We start from the raw sequence: 21,129 nt of genomic DNA, 5'->3' as shown, positions 1-21,129 counted from the left end.
CGCTGCTCTTCCCGGGCAGCGGCGCGCGGCTATGCCCTCCCGGCTGCCAGTGCACGGCGCAGGATGGTCGGGATCATGCCACCGGCCTGGATCAGGCTCACCTCGCGCGCGGTATCCAGCAGGGCCATGGCGGTGCCGCGCAGCAGGCTGCCGTCCCGCCGCCGCAGAACCACCGGCACGGCGGCGCGGGGCTTCAGAACGGCGTCCTGCAATGCGACCTCGACAAGGTCGCCGGCCTCCAGGCCAAGCTGGTCGAAGCGCCAGCCATCCGGCAGGCGCAGCGGCAGCACGCCCATGCCTACAAGATTGGCGCGGTGGATGCGCTCGAAGCTGTTCGCCAGCACCGCCCGCACACCCAGCAACTGGGCACCCTTGGCCGCCCAGTCCCGCGAGGAGCCGGTTCCGTAGCGTTCGCCGGCCAGGATCACCACCGGCAACCCGGCTTCCTCGTAGCGTGCGGCAGCGCGCCAGACCGGCAGCACCTCCCCTGTCAGCGCGAAGACAGACTGGCCGGGCGCGAGCCCCGCCGCCAGATGATTCACCGCGGCCTTGTTGGTGAAGAGGCCGCGCAGCATCACCTCCCAGTTGCCGCGCCGGGAGGCATAGACATTGAGGTCCTGGGGGTTCTCGCCGCGCTCGACCAGCCAGGAGGCGGCGTCGCTCCGGGCGGGGATCGCGCCGGCGGGGGAGATGTGGTCGGTGGTGATGTCGTCGCCCAGCACCAGCAGGGGGTGGGCCACCAGCGGACCCTCCCTCTGGCTGTCCGGCCCGACATTGACGAAAGGCGGCGGGCGCAGATAGGTCGAGGTGGCATCCCAGGGGAAGCGCGCGGTGCCGGGTGCCTCCAGCGCCGCCCAGGCGGCGGAACCGTCGGCCTCCGCCGCGGCCAAAGCGATGTCGGCCGGGTCGCTGGCGGCCGTAGTGACCGCCTCGATCTCCATCGCCGATGGCCAGAGGTCAGCGAGGCGGATCGCGCGCCCCTCCGGCGTGGTCGCCAGCACGTCCTGGCCGATATCCAGCGCGGCACGCCCGGCGATGGCATAGGCCACGACCAGCGGCGGGGAGGCGAGCAGCGCAGCATCGACCTGCGCATGCACGCGGCCGGGGAAATTCCGGTTGCCTGAGAGCACGGCGACGGGGCGCAGCCCTTCCCGCCGCACGGCCTCCGCCACTTCCGGCAGCAGGGGGCCGGAATTGCCGATGCAGGTGGCGCAGCCATAGCCCGCGATGCCGAAGCCCAGCGCCTCCAGGTCCTGCAACAGTCCTGCCCGCCGCAGCCGCCGTTCCGCGCTGGGCGAGCCGGGCGTCAGGGAGGTCTTGACCCAGCGCGGCACCTGCAGGCCCATCGCGCGCGCCTTGCGCGCCACGAGGCCGGCGGCGACCAGCAGGCCGAGATCGGTGGTATTGGTGCAGGATGTCACGGCGGCGATGGCCACGGCATCCGCCGGTATCCCGCCCTGCCCCGGCGCACCGCCGCCATGGATGCCCGCGTCCCGCAGCGCCGCCGGCACCTCGGCGGGCGCCAGCCGGTCCTGCGGCCGGCGGGGGCCGGCCAGCGAGGGGCGGATGGAGGCAAGGTCCAGCTCCAGCACGCGCGTGTAGCGCGGAACCTGCGCGGGCTCGTGCCACAGCCCCTGGGCCTTGGCGTAGCTTTCCACCAGCGCGACCTGTGCCGCGTCGCGCCCCGTGTCCTGCAGGTAGCGCAGCGTCATCTCGTCGATGGGAAAGATGCCGGTGGTGGCGCCATATTCGGGCGCCATGTTGGCCACGACGGCGCGCTGCCCGGCCGTCAGCCGTCCGATGCCGGGGCCGAAGAATTCCACGAATTCACCGGAAATGCCGGCCGCGCGCAGCATCTGCGTCACGGTCAGGGCGAGGTCGGTGGCCAGGCTGCCTTCCGGCACGGCGCCCTCCAGGCGCACGCCGACCACCTCCGGCACGCGCAGGGAGACGGGCACGTCGAACATCACGCCCTCGGCCTCGATGCCGCCCACGCCCCAGCCCAGCACGCCGATGCCGTTCACCATGGGCGTGTGGCTGTCCGTGCCCACCAGCGTGTCCGGCACCGCCCAGGGCTCGCCATCCCGGATCTCGATCGAGACCACGGTGGCCAGCCGCTCCAGATTAATGGTGTGCATGATGCCGGTGCCGGGCGGAAAGACGCGGAAGCCGTTCACCGTGCCCGCCGCCCATTTCATGAAGCGGTAGCGCTCGGCATTGCGCGCCATCTCGTTCGCCATATTGGCCCGCACGGCATCCGGCCGGGCGGAAACATCCACGGGCAGCGAGTGGTCAGTGGAGGTGGCGACCGGCACCGCCGGGTTGAGGCGCGCGGGGTCGCCGCCCGCCTGGGCGAGCACGTCCCGCATGGCGGCGATATCCACCAGCGCCGGCCCGCAGGTGGTGTCGTGCATCAGGATGCGGCCGGGCGCGAAGGGGATCTCGGCCTCCGACTGCCCCGTCTCCAGCCAACCCATCAGGGCCGCGCGCCCGGCGGCACGCTGCGCGGCCTCCGGCTGGCGCATGACATTCTCCAGCAGGATGCGGTGGCACCAGGGCATCCGCGCCAGCGCCTCCCGCCCGCCCGCCACGGCCGGCAGGTCGATGCAGCGCAGCCGGCCGAAGGGGCCTTCCAGCCAGCGCGCCGGCACCGGCGCCACGTCACCCTGCCGGTCATCAGCCATGATGCGCGCCGCCTCCGGCCAGTCCCTGCTCAGTCAGGTCGAAGCGGGAGACCTCATCGAGGTCATTGGCGAACCATGCCTCGATCATGCAGGCGCGCTGGCCATGCGGCACCATGCGGCCCGCCGCGTCCAGGGTCAGGGCGAGGTCATGGCCCGGCATCAGCACGGTTCCCGGCACCTCGCGCCACACGGCGTTCAGCCGGGCGATGGAGGCCGCGTGGGCAGCGGCATCCAAGGTCATGTCGGCGCGGCCGGTGGCCAGTTCCGCGCGGTTCTTGGCCACGTCGGCCGAGAAGATGGTGCGCTGCGCACCCTCGATCACGAAGACAAGGTGGTGCAGCGTATGCCCGGGCGCCGTGAAGCAGGCGATGCCCGACAGGCCCGTCTCGCCATCCCGCAGCCGCCGCAGGCGCGGATGCCGGGCCAGCTCCCGCACGGTGAATTCGGGATAGAGCGGGTCACCGTCCGGCAGGGCGAGCGCCATCTCCAGCTCGGCCTCCCCGGCATGGATGGTGGCCTTGGGGAACATCGGCCAGTTCAGGCAGTGGTCGTAATGCAGGTGGGTCAGCAGCAGGTCCGTCACCGCCTCCGGCGCCACGCCGGCGGCCTCGAGCTGCGTCAGCAGGCGCCGCCGCGCGCCGAAGCCGCCGGTGTCCAGCAGCGCGATCCGCCCGGCCGGCCCGCGCGCCAGGGCCACCGTGCTCCAGCCAAGGCCACCGTGATACTTGGATTTGCCAGGGTAGCCCTGCAGCAGGATCTCGACCGTCCAGGACATCTTACTGCCTTTCGTCATGATTTCGGTGCCGGCCCGGGCAGGGCCGGCGCTGGTATCGGGCTGCCTTCCGGGTCAGCCGGCAGGTGCCTGCAAGGCCTCCAGGTCCGCTGTGGCGACGGTCACGCCCTCCCGCTTGGCCCTGGCGTAGAGCGCCATCTCCCGGTCGCCGGGCGCCATCACCGGCTGGGCGGGGTCGGCGGCGGGCGTGCTGCGCAGGATGTCGCCGAAATCCGCCATGCGCTCCCGCATCCATTCGGCGGAATGGAGCTTCGCCGTGTCGATCAGGATGAAGACATGGCCGAGATTCTGCGCGGCCTCGGGGTTCTTGTCCCAGGCCTGTACATGGGTCAGGTAGGCGGCGCCGGAGAGCAGGCCCGCCAGCAGGTCCACCATGACCGCCAGCCCATAGCCCTTGTGCCCGCCCATCGGCAGCAGGAAGCCTTCCAGCCCCTTCTTGGCGTCGGTGGTCGGCTTGCCATCGGCATCCGCCGCCCAGCCTTCCGGCAAAGGCTGGCCCTGCTGCAGCAGCTTCCGCATCTTGGCCCGCGCCGCGACCGAGAGCGCGATGTCGAGCAGGATGGGATCGCCACCCGGATTGGGCATGCCGATGCCCATCGGGTTGTTGCCTACCCGCGTATCCTTGCCGCCCCAGGGCGCGATGGTGGTGGTCGCGTTGCTGGCGATGATGCTGGCGAAGCCCTGCTGCGCGGCCAGGAAGCTGTAGGGCAGGATCGGGCCGAAATGGTTGCTGCCGCGCGCGAAGGCGGCACCGATGCCGACCTCGCGCGCCGATTGCATCGCCGCCTCCAGCGCATGCATGCCGACCAGCGGGCCGATGCCGTTGCGGCCATCCACCATGGAAAGGCCGGGCGCCATCCGCGCCACCTGCACCTCGGCCCGCGCATCGATGCCGCCGACGCGCACGCGGCCCAGGTACTGCGCCACCCGGCTGATGCCATGGGTGCGGACGCCGAACATATCCGCCAGCACCAGCACCCGGGCTGTCTGGGCCGCATCCTCCTCCCGCATGCCGCCGCTGTGCAGGGCACGGGTGGTCAGGTCGAGGAGTTCGCTCTCGGGGATGGTGGTCTCGGTCATGCTCGCCTTATGGGTCTGTTGGGGTTGGAGCGGCATGCTCAGCCCTCCGGGGTGATCCGGGCATCACGGATGATGGCGGCGAATTTCTGCGTCTCCTCGCGCACGAAGGTGCGGAAGGCCTCCGGCGCCAGGCGGCGCGGGATGATGCCCTGCTCCATCAGCTTCGCCGCCAGGGTGGGGTCCGCCAGCGCCGCATCCGCCGCGCCCGCCAGCCGCTCGAGCACCGGGGCCGGCGTGCCGCCGGGCGCGAAGGCGCCGAACCAGTTGATCAGCTCGTAATTCTCCAGGCCCGGCGCCTCCCGCAGCGGCATCACGTCCGGCAGCTGCGGCATGCGCTCGCGGGAGGTGACGGCCACGGCGCGGATCTTGCCGCTCTCGATCAGCGGCAGCGCGGCGCCGAGGCTGCTGAAGCTCATGGTCACCCGGCCGCTGGCCACGTCCGTCACGGCAGGCGCCGAGCCCCGGTAAGGCACGTGCAGCACATCCGTGCCGGCCATGTGATTCATCAACTCGCCCGCCAGATGCTGCGGATTGCCGATTCCGGAGGAGGAGAAGGACAGCTCGCCCTTCTTCGCGCGCGCATAGGCGATGAGTTCCGCCGGCGTCCGGACCGGCAGCGAGACCGGCACCACGACGACGCAGGGCACCGTGCCGCACAGGGCGACCGGCGTCAGCTCCCTGGCGGCGTCATAGGTGATGCGGTCGCTGTAGAGGGAGGGATTGACCGCGATCTCGCCAGCGGCGGCAAAAAGGATCGTGTAGCCATCCGCCGGCGCTTTCGCGACGGCCTGGGCGCCGATCATCGCGCTCGCGCCCGGGCGGTTCTCCACGATCACTGGCTGGCCCAGCTTGGCCCGCATGGGTTCGCCCAGCAGGCGCGCCACGATGTCCACGCCGCCGCCCGGCGGATAGCCGACAACGGCCTTCACGGGGCGGTCCGGGTACACGCCCTGGGCCCATGCCTTGCTGCCGGCGAAAGCGAAGGCGGCGCTGAGGGTCAGATGGCGGCGAGAGATCATGGCGCGGCTTCCTCGGGTTGGTGTTTTGCCTTGGATTGCATCTTCCTCGACAAAAATGCAATCCTGAATCGCGGCTCCCGCTGCCCGGCCGCATTGCGGGCCGGTCCCGATATGCTTTACCGGGGCCATGAAACCGGAGACTGCCCACCGCATGGCCGAGACACCGACCAGCACCGTCTCGCAAATCGTCCGGGCGCTGGCGGAGGATGTCAGCGCCGGCGCCCTGCCCGCCGGGGCGCATCTCTCGGCACAGCGCCTGGCCGACCGCTTCGGCGTGTCGCGCTTCCCCATCGGTCAGGCCCTGCGCGTGCTGGCGGACCATGGCGTGGTCACGCCGGCGCCACGCCGCGGCTTCTTCGTGGCCAGGGAGGGGCAGCAGCCGGCCGCCCTGCTGGCGGGCCACCGGCAGCCGGAGGGGCTGGACGCCGTTTACTTCGCCATGGCCGAGGATCGCGTGTCGGGCCAGCTACCGGACACGGTGTCGGAATCCGCGCTGCGGGAGCGCTATGGCGTGACGCGCGGGCAGCTCAACCAGCTACTCGACCGCATCGCGGCCGAAGGTTGGGCAGAACGCCGCGCCGGCTATGGCTGGCGCTTCTCCTCCGTCCTCACCACGCCGGATGCGCTGGAGCAGACCTACCGCCTCCGCCTCGCGATCGAACCCGCCAGCCTGCTGGAGCCCGGCTACCGGCTGGACCCCGCCGTGGCGGCGCAGTGCCGCGCGGTGGAGGAGAACATGCTGTCCGGCGGCATCGAGACCGCTTCCACCGATGCGCTCTACGAGCGCGGCGTCCGCTACCACGAAGCCATTGTCGGCGCCGCAGGCAATCCCTTCATGCTGGAAGCGCTGCAGCGGGTGAACCGCGTGCGCCGCCTGCTGGTCTATCGCTCCCTGACCGACCGCCAGCGCTTCTACCGCCAGGCCCGGGAGCATCTGGCGATCCTGGACCTGCTGGAAGCAGGGCGGCAGGAAGAAGCCTCGGCGGCCATGCGGGCGCATCTGGGCGAAGTGATGCGGAAGCTCTCCTCCGTGCGGCCCCTGCTGGAGGCGGCGGCTCCCCCGCCATCAAGGAAGTAGGCGCGGCTCAGCAGCCTGCCCGTGCATCAACCCTCATCGCCAAACATGTAGCCCTGGACAAAGAGGATGTGTTCCCGCATCACGCGCCGCGCTTCCATCCTATCACGCTGCCGGACCGCTTCCACCATGGCATGATGCTGCGCCTGCAAGGTGGCGCGCCGTTCCGCCGTGTTCCCGCGCGCCTTGAGTTGCCCCCAGTCTGTCCGCTCCCGCACCCGCGCGAGAGAACGCGACATGGCGATGATGGCGCCGTTATGGGTGGCCAGCGCGAAGGCGTCGTGCAAGGCGGCATCCCATTGCTCGAAGCCCGGCAGATCCGCCGCGTCATCCGTGCCGCGCAGGCATTCCAGCATCCGCGCGATGTCGCCCTGGGTGGCGCGGGCCACCGCCAGGGAGATCATTTCCGGCTCCAACATCAGCCGGCATTCCACCACATCGGAGGGGCTGAGTTCCTCCTCCCCCGCCGGGGCCGCGCCAGGCGGAGCATTGCGGAAGGTGCCGCGCCCGACATGGCGGGTAATCAGGCCCTCGGCCTCCAGGGCCTCCAGGGCGCGGCGCACGGTGTTGCGCGCGACGCCGTAGCGCAGTCCCAGTTCCCGCTCCGTGGGCAGCTTCTCGCCAATAGCCCAGCGGTTCTCGCGCAGTTCACGGGCCAGCAGGTTCCGTAGCGCCATCGCCCCTCTGCGTTCCGCAACATCCTGTGCCACCGAATATCCTTGACGTAATGGACCAATTGGCGAACCATACAGGCGAATTGGTTCATAATAAAGCCAAATTGGTATAGGAAACGGTGCATGAAGCTTGCGATGATCAAGCGGGGGGATGCTCCCTGCCTGGTGCGTGTGGACCAGTCGGGGAAGCGCTACTGGCCGGTCGCGGACCTCGCCCCCGGCCTGCCGGGTGACATGGCGGGCCTGATCGCCGCCCTGGCCGGCGGCGCGGCCCTGCCCGAGCCCGCTGGCGCCGGGGAAGCGCTGGACCCGGCGGACCTGCTCGCCCCGCTGTCCAATCCGCCGCGCAACATCTTCTGCGTCGGCAAGAACTACCATGCCCATGCCAGGGAATTCGCTGGCAGCGGCTACGATTCTTCCTCCACCAGCGCGGCGGATGCCATTCCGAAGGCGCCGATCATCTTCACCAAGCCCTTCACCTCCATCTCCGGCCCCTGGGACGACATCCCGCTGGTGCCGGGTCTGGATGCCGAGGTGGATTACGAGGCCGAGCTGGCGGTGGTCATCGGCCGCGGCGGCCGCTGCATCCCGAAATCCTCCGCCATGGCGCATGTCTTTGGCTACACCGTGGTGAACGACGTCACGGCGCGGGACCTACAGGGCAAGCACAAGCAATGGCTGCTGGGCAAGGGCATCGATGGCTTCTGCCCCATGGGCCCATGGATCGTCACCGCCGATGAGCTGCAGGCGGAGGCCATGCGCGTCACCTGCACCGTCAATGGCGAGAAGCGCCAGGATGCGGTCACCGCCGATCTGATCTTCGACATCCCGACGCTGATCGAGACCATCTCCCTCAGCATGGCGTTGCTGCCGGGCGACGTGATCGCCACGGGCACGCCGGAAGGCGTCGGCATCGGCTTCAAGCCGCCGCGCTTCCTGCGGGATGGCGATGTGGTGGAATGCGCCATCGAGGGCATCGGCCATATCCGCAACACCGTCCGCAAGGCGGACCCGGTGGCGCTGCGCGGCGCTGCCTGACGCGCGGCACGCCGCGCGGCGTGCCATGGAGGAGGCGGGGGCCAAGGGCTGGCGAAAGACCGGCCCGCCCCCGGAAACAATCCAGGAAAGGCGGGGGCGAATGCCGCCCGCGGGAGAACAGTCGTGCTTTCTCGACGCGACGTGATGATGGCACTTGCTGCCGCGGGCCTGCCCCAGGCGGCGGGGGCGCAGGAGGCCTGGCCCAGCCGCTCTGTGCAGATGATTGTCCCCTTCCCGCCCGGCGGCCAAGCGGATGTCACCGCCCGCCCCGTGGCGGCGGCGCTGGAGCGGGTGTTCGGGCAGGCGGTGCCGGTGGTGAACCGTTCTGGTGCCGGCGGCATCCTCGGTACCTCCAGCGTGGCTCGCGCGGCCCCGGATGGTTACACGGCGCTGATGGCGCTCTCCTCGCACGCGGTGCTGCCCGAGAGCGAGCGCATCCAGAACCGCACGCCCGCCTATACGATCGAGCAGTTCGCGCCGGTCGCGCGCATCACCGCCGACCCCACCGTCTTTCTTGTCGCCGCCAATGCCCCCTGGCGCTCCATCGAGGAACTGGTGGCGGATGCGAAGAAGCGGCCCGGCGCCATCACTTTCGGCTCCGCCGGCAATTATTCCACGCTGCATGTCGCCATGGCGATGTTCACCGGCTCCGCCGGCATCGACATGCTGCATGTGCCCTACCAGGGCGGCGGCCCGGCCCTGACGGCGTTGCTGTCCGGCACCCTGCACACCCTCGCCTCCGGCCCCGGCCCGGCGCTGGCGCATGTGAAGGAAGGCCGCCTCCGTGCCCTGGCCAGTTGGGGGCGGGAACGGCTGCCGGGCTTCGAGGATGTGCCGACCTTCATCGAGCTTGGTCATCCCGAGGTGGAATTCTACATCTGGACCGCCGTCTTCCTGCCCGCCGCCACGCCCGCCCCGGTGCGGGACCGCCTGCGGCAGGCGCTGCGCCAGATCTGCGAGAGCGACGAGGGCCTGCGCCGCGCGCTGGATACCGCCGGCAGCCCCATCGCCTACCAGGAAGGCGCCGAATTCGACCGGTTCTTCCAGCAGGACAGTGCCCGCCTGATCCGCGCCGTGCAGCGCATCGGCAAAGTCGATTGAAGGAAGACAGCATGCCCATCAGCATCACGCGCCGTGGCTTCGGTCTTCTCGCGGCCGGCGGGCTGGCCGCCCCGGCCCTGGCGCAGGAGGCCGCCTGGCCGAGCCGTGCCGTGCGGATCATCGTGCCCTTCGGGGCCGGCGGCTCGGCCGATATCGCCGCGCGCAACGTGGCGGAGGCGCTGACACAGGAGTTCGGCCAGGCCTTCGTGGTGGAGAACCGCCCCGGTGCCGGCGCCACCATCGGCACCGAAGCCGCCGCGCGCTCGGCCCCGGATGGCTACACCCTGCTGATGATGTCCAACACGCATACGGCGAATGAGACGCTGCTGCCGAACCGCCCTTATGTGCTGATGCGGGACCTCGCGGCGGCGGCGGCCGTCAATGTGGCGCATCACGTGCTGGTGGTGCACCCTTCCCTCGGCGTCAGCAGCACGGCGGAACTGATCGCGAAGGCCAAGGCGGAACCGGGCCGGATCGATTACGCCTCCTCCGGCCCCGGCACGCCCTACCACATCGCGGGCGAGGTCTTCCGCGCCATGGCGGGCATCGAGGTGCAGCATGTGCCCTTCCGCTCCTCCGGCGAGGCGCGGACGGCGTTGATCTCCGGCACCGTGCCGGTGATGTTCGACGCCATCCCGACCATGCAGCCGCATGTCGCCGCCGGCCGCGCCAGGGCGCTCGCCACCACCGGGCCGCAGCGGGTCCCGCTGATGCCGGACCTGCCCACCGTCGCGGAATCCGGCCTGCCCGGCTATGAGGCCTCCATCTGGCTCGGCCTGATGGTGCCGGCGCAGACACCGCGCCCGATCGTGGAAAGGCTCAATGCCGTGACCAACGGCTGGCTGGCCCGTGCCCAGACCAAGGCGGCCATGGCCAGCCAGGGCGCGCAGCCCATGCCCATGTCCGTCGCGGAATTCGATGCCTTCCTGCGCAAGGATGTCGAGACCCAGCGGGACTATGTCCGCATGGCGCGAATCACGGTGGAATAGGTGCGGCTCGCCTTCACCCTCAATGGCGCCACTGCCGCGCTGGAGGCGCCGGAGGGCATGACGCTGCTGCAGGCGCTGCGTGGTCCGCTCGGCCTGAGCGGCCCGCGCTTCGGCTGCGGCGCCGAGGCCTGCGGTGCCTGCTACGTGACGCTGGACGGCCAGCCGCAGCCCTCCTGCGCCCTGCCAGCGGAGGCGGCGCAGGGGCGGCAGGTGGGCACCGTGGAAGGTCTCGGCACCCCTGCTGGGCCCCACCCGTTGCAGGCTGCTTTCCTGATGGAACAGGCGGGGCAATGCGGCTGGTGCCTGTCCGGCATCCTGGTCAGCGCCGCCGCCCTGCTGCGGCGGAACCCGGCCCCGGATGAAGCGGCGGTGCGCGCGGCGCTGGAGCCGCATCTCTGCCGCTGTGGCGCGCAGAACCGCATGATCCGCGCGGTGCTTTGTGCCGCGAAGGAGATGCGGGCATGAACCTGGCCTTCGGCTTCGCCATGGGGCAGAGCGGCAATGCGCCGAACCTGCCCGGAAGCCTGCGGGCGGAGCCGCGCCTCTGCCGCTGGTTGCGCTTTTCCACTGACGGCAGCGTCACTCTTACCCCGGGCAAGGTGGAGATCGGCCAGGGCATCCTCACCGCCCTGGCGCAGATCGCGGCGGATGAGCTGGATGTGGCGTTGCACCGCGTGCATGTTGTTGCCGCCTCCACCCTCGGCAGCCCCAATGAGGGCGTGACCTCCGGCAGCCTCTCGGTGCAGGAAAGTGGCACCGCCATCCGCCATGCCTGTGCCGAGGCACGCGCCATCCATCTCAGCCTCGCGGCCCATCGTGCCGGGGTGGAGGCGGCGGTGCTGCGCGTGGTGGATGGCACCTTCCTGGCGCCGGATGGCAGCGTTGCCGGAACCTACTGGGCGGAGGCCGGCACTGACCTGCTGGAGGTGGAAGCGCGCGGCGACGTGGCGCCCAAGGCATCAGCGGCGCGGCACCTCGCCGGGAGCCCGGTGCCGCGGCTGGACCTGCCGGAGAAGGTCTTCGGCCAACCCCGCTACCTGCACGACCTGCGCTGGCCGGACATGCTCCATGCGCGGATGATCCGCCCGCCTGCCCGTGCCGCCCGCCTGCGGGCGCTGCGCGAAGGGCCGCTGCCGGGCGATGCCTGCCTGCTGCGCGACGGCGGCTTCCTGGCCGCCATCGCCAGCGAGGAATGGGCCGCGGAGGCCGCCGCCACCCGCCTTGCCGCGCAGGCGGATTGGGACCTGCGCGAAAGCCTGCCGGAGGAAAACAATCTCGCGGCTTGGCTGCTGTCAGCCCCGGCGGAAGAGAGCATCGTCGCGGAGCGTGGGGAGCCGGCGCCGCCCGCCGCCCATAGCGTCGCCGCCCGCTTCACGCGCCCCTTCCTCGCGCATGGTTCCATCGGCACCTGCTGTGCCGTGGCGCTGTGGCGGGAGGATGCGCTCGAGGTCTGGACCCACAGCCAGGGCATCTACAACCTCCGTGCCGATCTCTCGACCGTGCTGGGCCTGCCGCCGGAATGGATCGTCCTGCACCATGTGGAAGCCGCCGGCTGCTACGGCCATAACGGCGCCGACGACGTGGCGCTGGATGCCGCCCTCTGCGCCCGCGCGCATCCCGGCCGCCCGGTGCGCGCCCTCTGGAGCCGTGCCGAGGAACTGGCCTGGGGCCCGCTCTCCCCCGCCGGCATGGCGGAGATCGAGGCGGCGGTGGATGCGAAGGGCCGGCTTTGCCGCTGGCGCACGGTGCTGCGGGGCAACGGCCATTCCTCCCGCCCCGGCCGCGCCAAGGACCCGACGCTGCTGGCGGCGGCCTATCTCGACCCGCCCTTTACGCATCCCGTGGCCATCGACGCGCCGCTGGCGGCGGGCGGCGGGGGCCAGCGCAATGCTGTGCCCGGCTATCAGGTGCCGTCGCTGGATGTCCGCATGCACCGGCTGCTGGAGATGCCGCTCCGCAGCTCCGCCCTGCGCGCGCTGGGCGGGCTGCTGAATGTCTGGGCCATCGAATCCGTCATGGACGAGCTGGCGGAACGTAGCGGCCAGGATGCCGTGGCTTTCCGCCTGCGCCATCTCGACCATGACCCGCGTGCCCGCGCGGTGCTGGAGGAAGTAGCGCGCATGTGCGGCTGGCCGCGCCCCGCGGCGGGGGAAGGGATCGGCACCGGCATCGCCATGGCGCGCTACAAGGGCACCGGCGGCTGGTGCGCCGTGGCGGCCGAGGTGGAGGCCACGGAGGTGGTGCGCTGCCGCCGCCTCTGGATCGCCGCCGATATCGGCGAGGTGATCAACCCCGATGGCGCGGCCAATCAGCTGGAGGGCGGCGCCATCCAGGCCACCTCCATCGCGCTGAAGGAAGCGGTGCGCTTCGACCGCTTCAACGTCACCAGCCAGGGCTGGGACGCTTATCCCATCCTGCGCTTTTCCGAAGTGCCCGCTGTCGATCTCCGCCTGCTGGCGCGGCCGGAGGAGCCGCCGCTGGGCGCGGGCGAGGCTTCGCTCGGCCCCACCATCGCGGCCATCGCGGGCGGCATCCATGCGGCACTCGGCATCCGCCCGCGCGCCATGCCCTTCACGCCCGACAACCTCGCTGCCAGCACGGAATAGACACTTGCCCGAGACCCTTCGCCTCTCCCTCGCCTGCACCACCTCCGACCGCACGCGGCCGATCCTGGATGGCCGCGTCACCGTGCCCGGCGTCAGCCTGACCGTCCTGCCTGGAGAGCCGGAGGATATCTTCCGCCGCGCCCTGCGGGACCGCGCCTTCGACGTGACGGAACTCTCCATGGGCAGCCATATCGTCACCACGGCGCGCGGAGACGCGCCTTATATCGGCATTCCGGTCTTCCCCTCCCGCGCCTTCCGCCACAGCGCCATCTATGTCCGCACCGACCGCGGCATCCGCAGTGCCGCCGACCTGGCCGGCAAGCGCATCGGCCTGCCGGAATACCAGCAGACCGCCGCCCTCTGGGTGCGGGGCATCCTGCGGGAGCATTATGGCGTGGACACCCAGGGCATCGCCTGGCGGACCGGTGGCATGGAGGAGACCGGCGGCAGCGAGCGCGTGGCACTGAAACTGCCGCCGGAGCTGGATGTCCGCCCGATCGGCCCGCAGGAGACGCTGAACGGCCTTCTGGCGGCAGGCGAGCTGGATGCCGTGATCGGCCCGCGGCCGCCCTCCTGCTTCGTCGCCCGCAGTGCTCCCGTGGACAGGCTTTACCCTGATTACCGGGCGGAAGAGGAAGCATATTTCCGCGCCACCGGCTTCTTCCCCATCATGCACTGCGTGGCGCTGCGGAAGGAGCTGGCGGCCGACCATCCTTGGCTGCCGCTGGAGATCTTTCGCGCCTTCGCCCGGGCGCGTGCCATGGCGGTGGCCGATCTCTCGCTCGTCAACGTGCTGCGCGCCTCCCTCCCCTGGATCGCCGCCGAGGCGGAGGCGCAGACACGGATCATGGGCGGCGATCCCTGGCCCTATGGCTTCCGCCGCAACCGGGATGAGATCGCGGCCATGATCCGCTTCGCCCGGACCGATGCCCTGGCTGTTCGTGACATCGAGCCGGAGGATCTGTTCCACCCCAGCGTGCTGGACGCGGCGCCGTAACACGGCCCCAGAGGCCCGGGATACCGCTCTTCCAAGGCACTGGCGCCCTGTGCTGTCGCCGCAGGGGAATGACCTTGACCGCCTGATGGGGCCCGTCATGCCAGGGCGTCAGGTGTGGCTTGTTGTCCCCACCGCGAGCACTGCCGCCAGGAGGCCGGGGAAGCGGCTGTCCAGGTCTTCCCGGCGCAGTTCGTTCATGTGCGTCACGCCCTCGGTGCGGGTGCGGACCAAGCCCGCCTCGCGCAGCACGCGGAAGTGGTGGGACATGGTCGATTTCGGGCGCCCCGCGTCCAATGCCGCGCAACTCGCCACACCCTCCGCCGCCAACTGCCGGACGATCGCCAGACGCAGGCTGTCGCTCAGGGCATGCAGCACCTTCTCCAGCTGCAGCTCCGACGCTTCGGGGTGCTTCATCGCCGCCATACGGGTTGCGCTCCTCTGGCCCGCCCTTTGAAGGGGTTGCCTATAGTTCGATAGTTATGGAACTAAGGGTTCAACACAAGGCTCACGGAGCCTACTTCAAAGGACGAACCCATGCCCCTGCTGTTTGAGCCCTATACCCTGAAGGGTACCACGCTGCGCAACCGCATCGCCGTGTCGCCCATGTGCCAGTACTCCGCCGAAAACGGCGTCATCAACGACTGGCACCGGGCGCACTACACGGCCCTGGCCCGTGGCGGGGCCGGCCTCGTGGTGGTGGAGGCCACGGCCGTCTCCCCGGAAGGGCGCATCACCCCGGCCGATACCGGCCTCTGGAACGACACGCAGCGGGACGCCTTCCGCCCCGTGGTCGCGGCCATCAAGGACGCCGGGGCGGTGCCTGGCATCCAGATTGGTCACGCGGGCCGCAAGGCCAGCGCCAACCGCCCCTGGGAAGGCGACGACCATATCCCCGAGGACGACCAGCGGGGCTGGCAGACCATCGCGGCCTCCGCCATCGCCTTCGGCGGCGGCCTCGGCAAGGTTCCCAAGGCGATGACGCTGGAGGACATCGCCCGCGTGCAGGCCGATTTCGTCTCGGCCGCCGAACGTGCGCGTGACGCCGGGTTCGAATGGCTGATGCTGCACTTCGCCCATGGCTACCTGGCGCAGAACTTCTTCTCCCGCCATTCCAACCAGCGTGACGATGCCTATGGCGGTTCCGCCGAGAACCGCGGGCGCTTCCTGCTGGAGACGGTAAGGGCCGTACGCAAGGTCTGGCCGGCGCATCTGCCGCTGAGCGCCCGCTTCAGCGTCATCGAATTCGACGGCCAGGATGAGGCGATGCTGACTGAGGCGGAGGAGCTGATCCGCGCCATGAAGGCGGAGGGTCTCGACTTCCTCGATGTCTCCATCGGCTTCAATACCTCCGAGGCCAAGATCCCCTGGGGCCCTGGCTTCATGGGCGAGACCGCCGGCCGTATCCGGCGGCAGACCGGCCTGCCGACCGCCACCAGCTGGTATGTCGGCACGCCCGAGACCGCCGAGGCCATGCTGCAGAAGGGGCAGGTCGATCTGGTGATGATGGGCCGCCCGCTGCTGGAGAACCCGCACTGGCCCTATGCCGCCGCCAGGGCGCTGGGGGTGCAGAAGCCGTCCTGGACGCTGCCCGCCCCCTATGCCCACTGGCTGGAGCGTTATCGCGCCGCCTGAGAGGCAGCGCCGGTGGCCGAGGCCACCGGCGCCTGCGCACTCAAGAATTGGGCATCTCGCTCCACGCTTACGGCCAATGGCCACGGTGCGGATGCCAAAAACAGAGGCAAAGCCGAATGCAGGCGTCATTGATGAAGCTCCGCGAGTGACGCCGGGGGGCCTGCCGACGAAAACTGCCTGATCGTCCTGAAACACCGTGGCGGCTGAAAGAATAAGATTGCCCGCCGCCCTCCATGCCTCGCGCGGCAAGGTTCTGTCGTCATATTGACCGATCGGTCAGCGCCTCTTATGAACTCCTCAAGAGCCTCTGCCGCAGCCTGTGACGACCTCTGTCATTGCCTGCAGGCAACGGCGATTTCGGAGGAAGAACATGCTGTTCAGCAGCCGTCCGTGCTTGCCTGCGTCTCAGGCCACGTCCCTCACCCGCCGAACAATCCTCGCGTCTCCCCTCTTGATGACAGGCATTGGTTCCGCATCTGCCCAGAACCTCTCAGGCCGCCCGATCAAGCTCGTCGTGCCCTTTGGGGCAGGCAGCGAGCCTGACATTCTGGCCCGCCGTCTTGCCGCCGCGATGCAGGAGGTGCTCGCCCAGCCTGTCGTAGTGGACAACCGCCCGGGCGCCAATACCGCCATTGCAGCAAACCACGTCCTGCAGTCGCCGCCGGATGGCGAGACGCTTCTGCTGACCTCCTCGACCACCTTCGCGACCTTGCCGAACCTCTATGCCGAGCCGCAGGTCCGCATCGAGCAGTTCATGCCGATGACGATGATCATGCGGGCACATATGGTGCTGTACTGCAGCATGGCGGTGCCGGCGACCACGGTCGCGGAGTTCATCCAATACGCCAAAGCTCAGCCGCAGCCCGTTCTCTATGGGGCCAACCTGGGCGCCATAGGCCATCTCTGCGGCGAGATGATGAAACAGAAGACGGGCGTCCAGATGACGGATGTTCCCTATCGCAGCTCGCTTGTCTTGCAGCAGATGCTGCTGCGCGATGACGTGCAGACCGGCTTCGATGGCGTGCCGGCCCATGCGGGGCTCGTCGCGGACGGGAAGCTGCGCGCGCTCGGCGTCACTTGCAACCAACGCGTCCCGCTGCTGCCTGGAACGCCGACGCTTGTGGAGGCAGGCTACCCGGATATCGCCATTCCCTACTGGTACGGCCTCTTCGCCCCCAAGGGCACGCCTCAGCCGGTTTTCGACCGGATTGTCGACGCTGTGCACAAGACGCAGGCGGCAGGCAAGATCGGGAAACAGTTCGAGCCACAAGGGGCTCAGATCGAGGGAAATTCCCCGGCTGAGTTCGCCACGATGATCGCGAGCGAGCGTGAGACCTGGGGTGCCCTGATCCGCTCCATCGGCCTCAAGCTCGGCTGACCATGGCAGAGCCGGCCAGCGGGATCATTCCATCCTGATCGACTTCAATCGAAGGTTCGGCGACAAGAACATGAAGATCACCCGGATCGGGACTACCGTGGACCGCCTTGGCGAAGGCCCGATCTGGGACGCCGAGACGCAGCGCCTCTATTGGCTCGACAGCCTTGCTGGCACATTGCACACCCTCGACCCCACGACCGGCGCGCACAAGACGCTCAGCGTTCCCGCGCCGGTCGGCTCGATGAGCTTGCGCAAGGCCGGGGGCGCAGTGCTTTCGTTGCGGGACGGCTTCTATGGCTTTGACTTCGAGAGCAATACTGCCACGCTGCTCGCTCCGTTGGGCATCGACAATCCCAATGTACGGCTGAACGACGGCAAGACCGATCGGCAAGGTCGCTTCCTTGCCGGAACCATGCATCTGCACCGCGCCGATGATGAGCCTGTGATCGGTGGCCTTTTCCGGCTCGATTCCGGTGGCAAGGCCGTGCAGATCGCTGACGATATCCTGACCTCCAACGGTCCCTGCTTCAGCCCTGACGGACGCATCTTCTACTTCGCCGACAGCACGCGCCGCACGATCTGGGCCTTTGACTACGATATCGAAACCGGAACACCCCATAACCGTCGCGTTTTCGCTGACCTTACCAGCATGAATACCTCACCGGACGGCGCCACTGTGGATGCAGAAGGCTATGTCTGGTCGGTACTGATCCGCAGCAGCACTATCGCTCGCTTCGATCCCACCGGCCGCATTGTCCAGCAGATCAAGATGCCGATCCTCTATCCGACCAGCATCGCCTTCGGCGGCAAGGATCTTGATGTCATCTATGTCACCTCGATCTCGCGCAGCGTGCGCTTTGCTGACGAGCACCCTGATGCAGGAGGCCTTTTCGCTATTGAAGGCTTAGGCATCCGAGGCCTTGCCGAGCCGCGGTGCACGGTTTGAGCTCTGAGATGCGGCTGTAGCGGTCATTTTCGTCTGTGGAGAGGCCGTGCTTGGGGTCCAAAGCGCGGCACTTCCCGCAACCGCGACGAACGACAGCAGCGCTGCCGTGCTGCCCGCCGTATCCAGTATAACACCGAAGAGCGGGGCACCCGCTGTTTGGCCAACGGCAGTCATCAGGAAAGGTAGCCCCAGACCGAGATCCGGGCGGTCCTGGAACAATGTGATCCCCCACAGCAGGAGTGCGCCGCTCGATACAATATAGCCAAGGCCGAACAAGCTCATTGCAACAAAGGTCATCAGGGGAGCAACTGGCGCGATCGTAAGGGTGACTAAAGCCACAGCCATCGTGGACAGCGCAAGGCGATGAACCGGCCCGATCCCAAGGCGGCTTGTGAGCAGTCCTGTTCCCGCCCCGGCGATGCCCGCTGTGCCGAGGGCGATCCAGGCCAGGGCGATCTGGCCATCGGAGAAGGCGAGTTCCTCGCGCATGAGGTTGGCCGCGAAGGTCCAGACCGCCGTGCTTGAAGCCCCCATGAGCAAGGCGCTGGAACAGAGACCGAGAACCCCCGGACGCCTCAGCGCCGCGCGTGACAACCCGCCTGCTCCGCCACCGCGAGACGCTGCAGGCATGGCAAACCACAGCCAGACCGTTACTGCCGTGCCGATCATTGTGAAAAGCACATAGAGTTCGCGCCAGCTTCTGCCGGACGTCATCACCACGAGACCAGAGAAGATGATCCCGGCCGCCGTGCCGGCATTGATGGCGCCATTTGCTTTCGGCTGCGCTGCATCGTCAATGCATCGTGCCACTGCCGCCGCGAGTGGTGGGGATGCGAGTCCGCTGCTCAGCCCTGCCAGCGCAAAAGCTATACCCAATGTCCAACCGGAAGAGGCGGCGGCAATGAATGCCATCCCGCATGTCGCTGTGAGGCCAGCCAGGACCGCGACGTGACGTTCGCCAAGGCGCGCTCGCAATGTAAACGCGAAAACGATACCGAGGCAGTAGGCTGCGAAGGCGCTGCCCCCGATCGCTCCGCTCCATGTTGCGCTTAAGGAGAGATCTTCCCTGATATGTGGAAGCAGAAGCCCATAGGCGAAGCGTGCCAGACCGTAGGAAAGCGCCGTAAGAGCAAAGGCGGCTGCAACGAGATTAACCTGCCCCTTCACTTTGATTGGCCTTTCGCCACAGCAAGGAGAACGCTGGCAGCGTTCTTGGCTACTGGCACCACGGTCAAGTCGGATACGCTCGCGGCCGCCGTCGCTCCCTCGAAGATCATCCAGACCTGAGTGGCAACGTCTCCATCGTCGTGACCAAGCTCCTTCTTGACGCGCTGCGCGATCTCGCCTGCGAACTCCCTCTTCTGCTGCCTTACAAGCGCGACAACGTCCTTGTTTGCGCTTGAGTACTCACTGTGGGCGCGCAGGAGCATGCAACCTCGCGCTCCATGCTGGACTAACCACTGCTCTAACGTGTCAAAGAGGCTGCCGATGGGATCAGCGGCCTCGTCCACAGCTTCCAGGCGGCGCATAAACTCCTGGTGTCGCTCCTTCAGAACCTCAAGAACCAGTCCGTCGCGCGAGCCGAAGTGTTTGTAGAGAGTGCGGGTGGAGGCTCCGGAGGAAGCCAAGATTTGATCCACGCCAGTGCCACGGAAGCCCCCGGCTTCGAAGGCGCGCGTGGCGCCCATGAGTATCTCGCGATGCTTCTCCATGACACATGATGTAAACCGATCGTTTTACATTGCAAGGGCCATGAAAGACGGGCTCACTGAGTTGCTCAGGCTTAAGCCTCATCGATCCAGATGACGACAGACGCGGCGAGGCAGATGACGGACATGGAGATGTGGACGCAGCGGTTATACAGCGCGTGACGATGCGGCGCTGCTCCTCGAGCTTACCGCACATGCTCCCAGTGAGGTGCCGCTGGCAGTTGAGCACCTTGTTATACGGGCTGCACTGCCTGCAGTCAGGCTTGGCGTAAACGATTGCTGCCACGACCTCCGCTGATCAGGACGCTTGTGGATCGAGAGCATCCCGCATCATCGCCCCGCCTTTTTGCCCTTCTTTTGGCCTTCAGGCGGCAACATGACGAGCAGGCGGCCTTAGCCGTCTGAGACCACGTGTAACGTGAAAACCAGCCCGCGACTGGTGCGGTCCGATATGGCGGATAACAGCCTCCTTTCTGAAAAAGCTAGCCGCCGTGCGAGCCGCAATCGGCGGGTGCATCTCGCCAGGAGGTGACTGCGAGTGACATTTGTGATACCATTGATGACCCATTGGGCATCGAACCGCGGCACTCGTGCGGGAACAGGAAGTAGGGCCCCGATCCGCTGGATCTGCGCCTTTGCCGGCGAGCACATGATTCTGAATGACACAGCAAGCGCAAGGCAGCCAACTGTGGTGGCCAGCTGGCTCCACCCTAGTTCTTCTTGCCACCGCTGATCGCAGCGTCCAATTGGCACTGTTCCTGGTCTAGGCGTCACTGAGCAGTCTGGAGGAGAAGCACGATGCAGGAAGGTCTGAGACTGGGGTTCCCTGAAGGCAGCCTGCTAGCCGTCATGCTGAGCGAGCGTGCGCCCGTGGATGTCCGGCGCGCAGCGCGGCGCCTGCGGTCGGAAGGCGCACCTGCACTGGCGATCACCGCGGACATCGCTGGCCTGGCACGTGAACTGGCCTTCTCCGAGGTGTCGCGTTCGCCGGCTGTTGTGGACGTCCTGCCGCCGTTGTTCTGGCTTGAAGCTCAACGGGAGAACGGATCTGATGCCAGCGGGATCAGCGGGTGGGTTGTGGAGAAGAAGCAGGACGGGTTCGCCGTGCGAGGCTTCAGCATCATCTCCGGTCATGAGGCCGTGCCGGAGCCGGAAGGAACCATGACGGTGCCATTCGAAGCGGCCGCACGGGAGGAGCACGACGCGGCCAGTTACGTGAGAGGTCTTCTCACCGCCATCAGCCTGCCTGAGCTTCTGTCGCAGATGGGCGAGAGCTCTCCTGTCATGCTGCTGCCAGCCAACGCCGCCGATCAGGATGCAAGCATCCTGCGCGGCTTCAGGCTATCCGTGGCGATATCTCCGGACGCCGCACCGACCTGAGCCTGTATTCGCCATGGCCGATCAGCCT

General features: G+C 68.4%; 19 protein-coding genes. 11 read left to right on the top strand and 8 right to left on the bottom strand.

Features of this window, described 5'->3' with window-relative positions:
- Positions 1–29: 29 nt before the first annotated feature.
- From acnA to EBE87_RS20860, 4 genes are read right to left on the bottom strand one after another with little or no spacing between them, the layout of a single operon-like run.
- The gene (gene acnA / locus EBE87_RS20875) at positions 30–2,684 is read right to left on the bottom strand and encodes an aconitate hydratase AcnA (RefSeq protein ID WP_120638080.1); all 2,655 of its coding nucleotides are present in this window, start codon (positions 2,682–2,684) and stop codon (positions 30–32) included.
- Positions 2,677–3,477, bottom strand: a complete 801-nt coding sequence (locus tag EBE87_RS20870; RefSeq protein ID WP_122140112.1) for an MBL fold metallo-hydrolase — start codon at positions 3,475–3,477, stop codon at positions 2,677–2,679. Before EBE87_RS20870 ends, acnA begins: the two co-directional genes overlap by 8 nt.
- A gap of 54 nt (positions 3,478–3,531) precedes the next feature.
- A complete protein-coding gene (locus EBE87_RS20865) occupies positions 3,532–4,557 on the bottom strand; it encodes an Ldh family oxidoreductase (protein WP_120637887.1) in 1,026 nt (341 codons plus the stop codon).
- 38 nt (positions 4,558–4,595) lie between these two features.
- On the bottom strand, positions 4,596–5,576 hold the full coding sequence (locus tag EBE87_RS20860; protein WP_158600860.1) for a Bug family tripartite tricarboxylate transporter substrate binding protein: 981 nt from the start codon (positions 5,574–5,576) through the stop codon (positions 4,596–4,598).
- Between the two features lie 151 nt (positions 5,577–5,727).
- Here EBE87_RS20860 and EBE87_RS20855 point away from each other — a divergent pair, with 151 nt between their 5' ends.
- Complete coding sequence (locus EBE87_RS20855) at positions 5,728–6,654, top strand: GntR family transcriptional regulator (protein WP_120637880.1); 927 nt, start codon at positions 5,728–5,730, stop codon at positions 6,652–6,654.
- A gap of 26 nt (positions 6,655–6,680) precedes the next feature.
- On the opposite strand, the gene EBE87_RS20850 is transcribed toward EBE87_RS20855, so the two are convergent.
- On the bottom strand, positions 6,681–7,361 hold the full coding sequence (locus tag EBE87_RS20850) for a FadR/GntR family transcriptional regulator (protein WP_233553159.1): 681 nt from the start codon (positions 7,359–7,361) through the stop codon (positions 6,681–6,683).
- A gap of 87 nt (positions 7,362–7,448) precedes the next feature.
- Here EBE87_RS20850 and EBE87_RS20845 point away from each other — a divergent pair, with 87 nt between their 5' ends.
- The 6 genes from EBE87_RS20845 to EBE87_RS20820 all read left to right on the top strand — a co-directional run bounded on the left by EBE87_RS20845 (position 7,449) and on the right by EBE87_RS20820 (position 14,056).
- A complete protein-coding gene (locus EBE87_RS20845) occupies positions 7,449–8,363 on the top strand; it encodes a fumarylacetoacetate hydrolase family protein (RefSeq protein WP_120637878.1) in 915 nt (304 codons plus the stop codon).
- A 123-nt stretch (positions 8,364–8,486) separates the two neighbouring features.
- Positions 8,487–9,464 carry a Bug family tripartite tricarboxylate transporter substrate binding protein gene (locus EBE87_RS20840; protein WP_233553158.1) on the top strand — a complete coding sequence of 326 codons (978 nt, stop codon included), beginning with the start codon at positions 8,487–8,489 and terminating at the stop codon, positions 9,462–9,464.
- Positions 9,465–9,475: 11 nt separating this feature from the next.
- A complete protein-coding gene (locus tag EBE87_RS20835; RefSeq protein ID WP_120637876.1) occupies positions 9,476–10,453 on the top strand; it encodes a tripartite tricarboxylate transporter substrate binding protein in 978 nt (325 codons plus the stop codon).
- On the top strand, positions 10,454–10,918 hold the full coding sequence (locus EBE87_RS20830; RefSeq protein WP_120637875.1) for a (2Fe-2S)-binding protein: 465 nt from the start codon (positions 10,454–10,456) through the stop codon (positions 10,916–10,918).
- Entirely contained in the window at positions 10,915–13,059 is a 2,145-nt protein-coding gene (locus tag EBE87_RS20825) for a molybdopterin cofactor-binding domain-containing protein (protein ID WP_199707290.1), read from the top strand. The genes EBE87_RS20830 and EBE87_RS20825 overlap by 4 nt, the downstream gene beginning before the upstream one ends.
- A gap of 4 nt (positions 13,060–13,063) precedes the next feature.
- Positions 13,064–14,056, top strand: a complete 993-nt coding sequence (locus EBE87_RS20820) for a substrate-binding domain-containing protein (protein ID WP_120637874.1) — start codon at positions 13,064–13,066, stop codon at positions 14,054–14,056.
- A gap of 108 nt (positions 14,057–14,164) precedes the next feature.
- Here EBE87_RS20820 and EBE87_RS20815 read toward each other — a convergent pair whose 3' ends face one another.
- Positions 14,165–14,479 (bottom strand): ArsR/SmtB family transcription factor, encoded by a 315-nt coding sequence (locus EBE87_RS20815; protein ID WP_120637873.1) that lies wholly within the window; start codon positions 14,477–14,479, stop codon positions 14,165–14,167.
- Between the two features lie 111 nt (positions 14,480–14,590).
- Here EBE87_RS20815 and EBE87_RS20810 point away from each other — a divergent pair, with 111 nt between their 5' ends.
- The 3 genes from EBE87_RS20810 (at position 14,591) to EBE87_RS20800 (ending at position 18,012) form a co-directional block, all read left to right on the top strand.
- Positions 14,591–15,688 carry an NADH:flavin oxidoreductase/NADH oxidase gene (locus tag EBE87_RS20810; protein WP_120637872.1) on the top strand — a complete coding sequence of 366 codons (1,098 nt, stop codon included), beginning with the start codon at positions 14,591–14,593 and terminating at the stop codon, positions 15,686–15,688.
- A gap of 370 nt (positions 15,689–16,058) precedes the next feature.
- Complete coding sequence (locus EBE87_RS20805; protein WP_120637871.1) at positions 16,059–17,066, top strand: Bug family tripartite tricarboxylate transporter substrate binding protein; 1,008 nt, start codon at positions 16,059–16,061, stop codon at positions 17,064–17,066.
- A gap of 70 nt (positions 17,067–17,136) precedes the next feature.
- Positions 17,137–18,012: an SMP-30/gluconolactonase/LRE family protein gene (locus tag EBE87_RS20800; RefSeq protein WP_120637870.1), complete on the top strand. Its 876-nt coding sequence runs from the start codon at positions 17,137–17,139 to the stop codon at positions 18,010–18,012.
- On the opposite strand, the gene EBE87_RS20795 is transcribed toward EBE87_RS20800, so the two are convergent.
- Complete coding sequence (locus EBE87_RS20795; protein WP_158600859.1) at positions 17,971–19,179, bottom strand: MFS transporter; 1,209 nt, start codon at positions 19,177–19,179, stop codon at positions 17,971–17,973. The genes EBE87_RS20800 and EBE87_RS20795 overlap by 42 nt on opposite strands.
- Positions 19,176–19,724: a TetR/AcrR family transcriptional regulator gene (locus EBE87_RS20790; RefSeq protein WP_120637868.1), complete on the bottom strand. Its 549-nt coding sequence runs from the start codon at positions 19,722–19,724 to the stop codon at positions 19,176–19,178. Before EBE87_RS20790 ends, EBE87_RS20795 begins: the two co-directional genes overlap by 4 nt.
- 795 nt (positions 19,725–20,519) lie before the next feature.
- Here EBE87_RS20790 and EBE87_RS20785 point away from each other — a divergent pair.
- Positions 20,520–21,101, top strand: a complete 582-nt coding sequence (locus tag EBE87_RS20785) for a hypothetical protein (RefSeq protein WP_120637867.1) — start codon at positions 20,520–20,522, stop codon at positions 21,099–21,101.
- Positions 21,102–21,129: the final 28 nt, after the last annotated feature.

Origin of the sequence: Teichococcus wenyumeiae (genome assembly GCF_003696345.1) — a bacterium.
Lineage (GTDB): Bacteria > Pseudomonadota > Alphaproteobacteria > Acetobacterales > Acetobacteraceae > Pseudoroseomonas > Pseudoroseomonas wenyumeiae.
The sequence above is the reverse complement of the archived record's forward strand: the minus strand, read 5'-3'. Positions and strand labels throughout refer to the sequence as shown.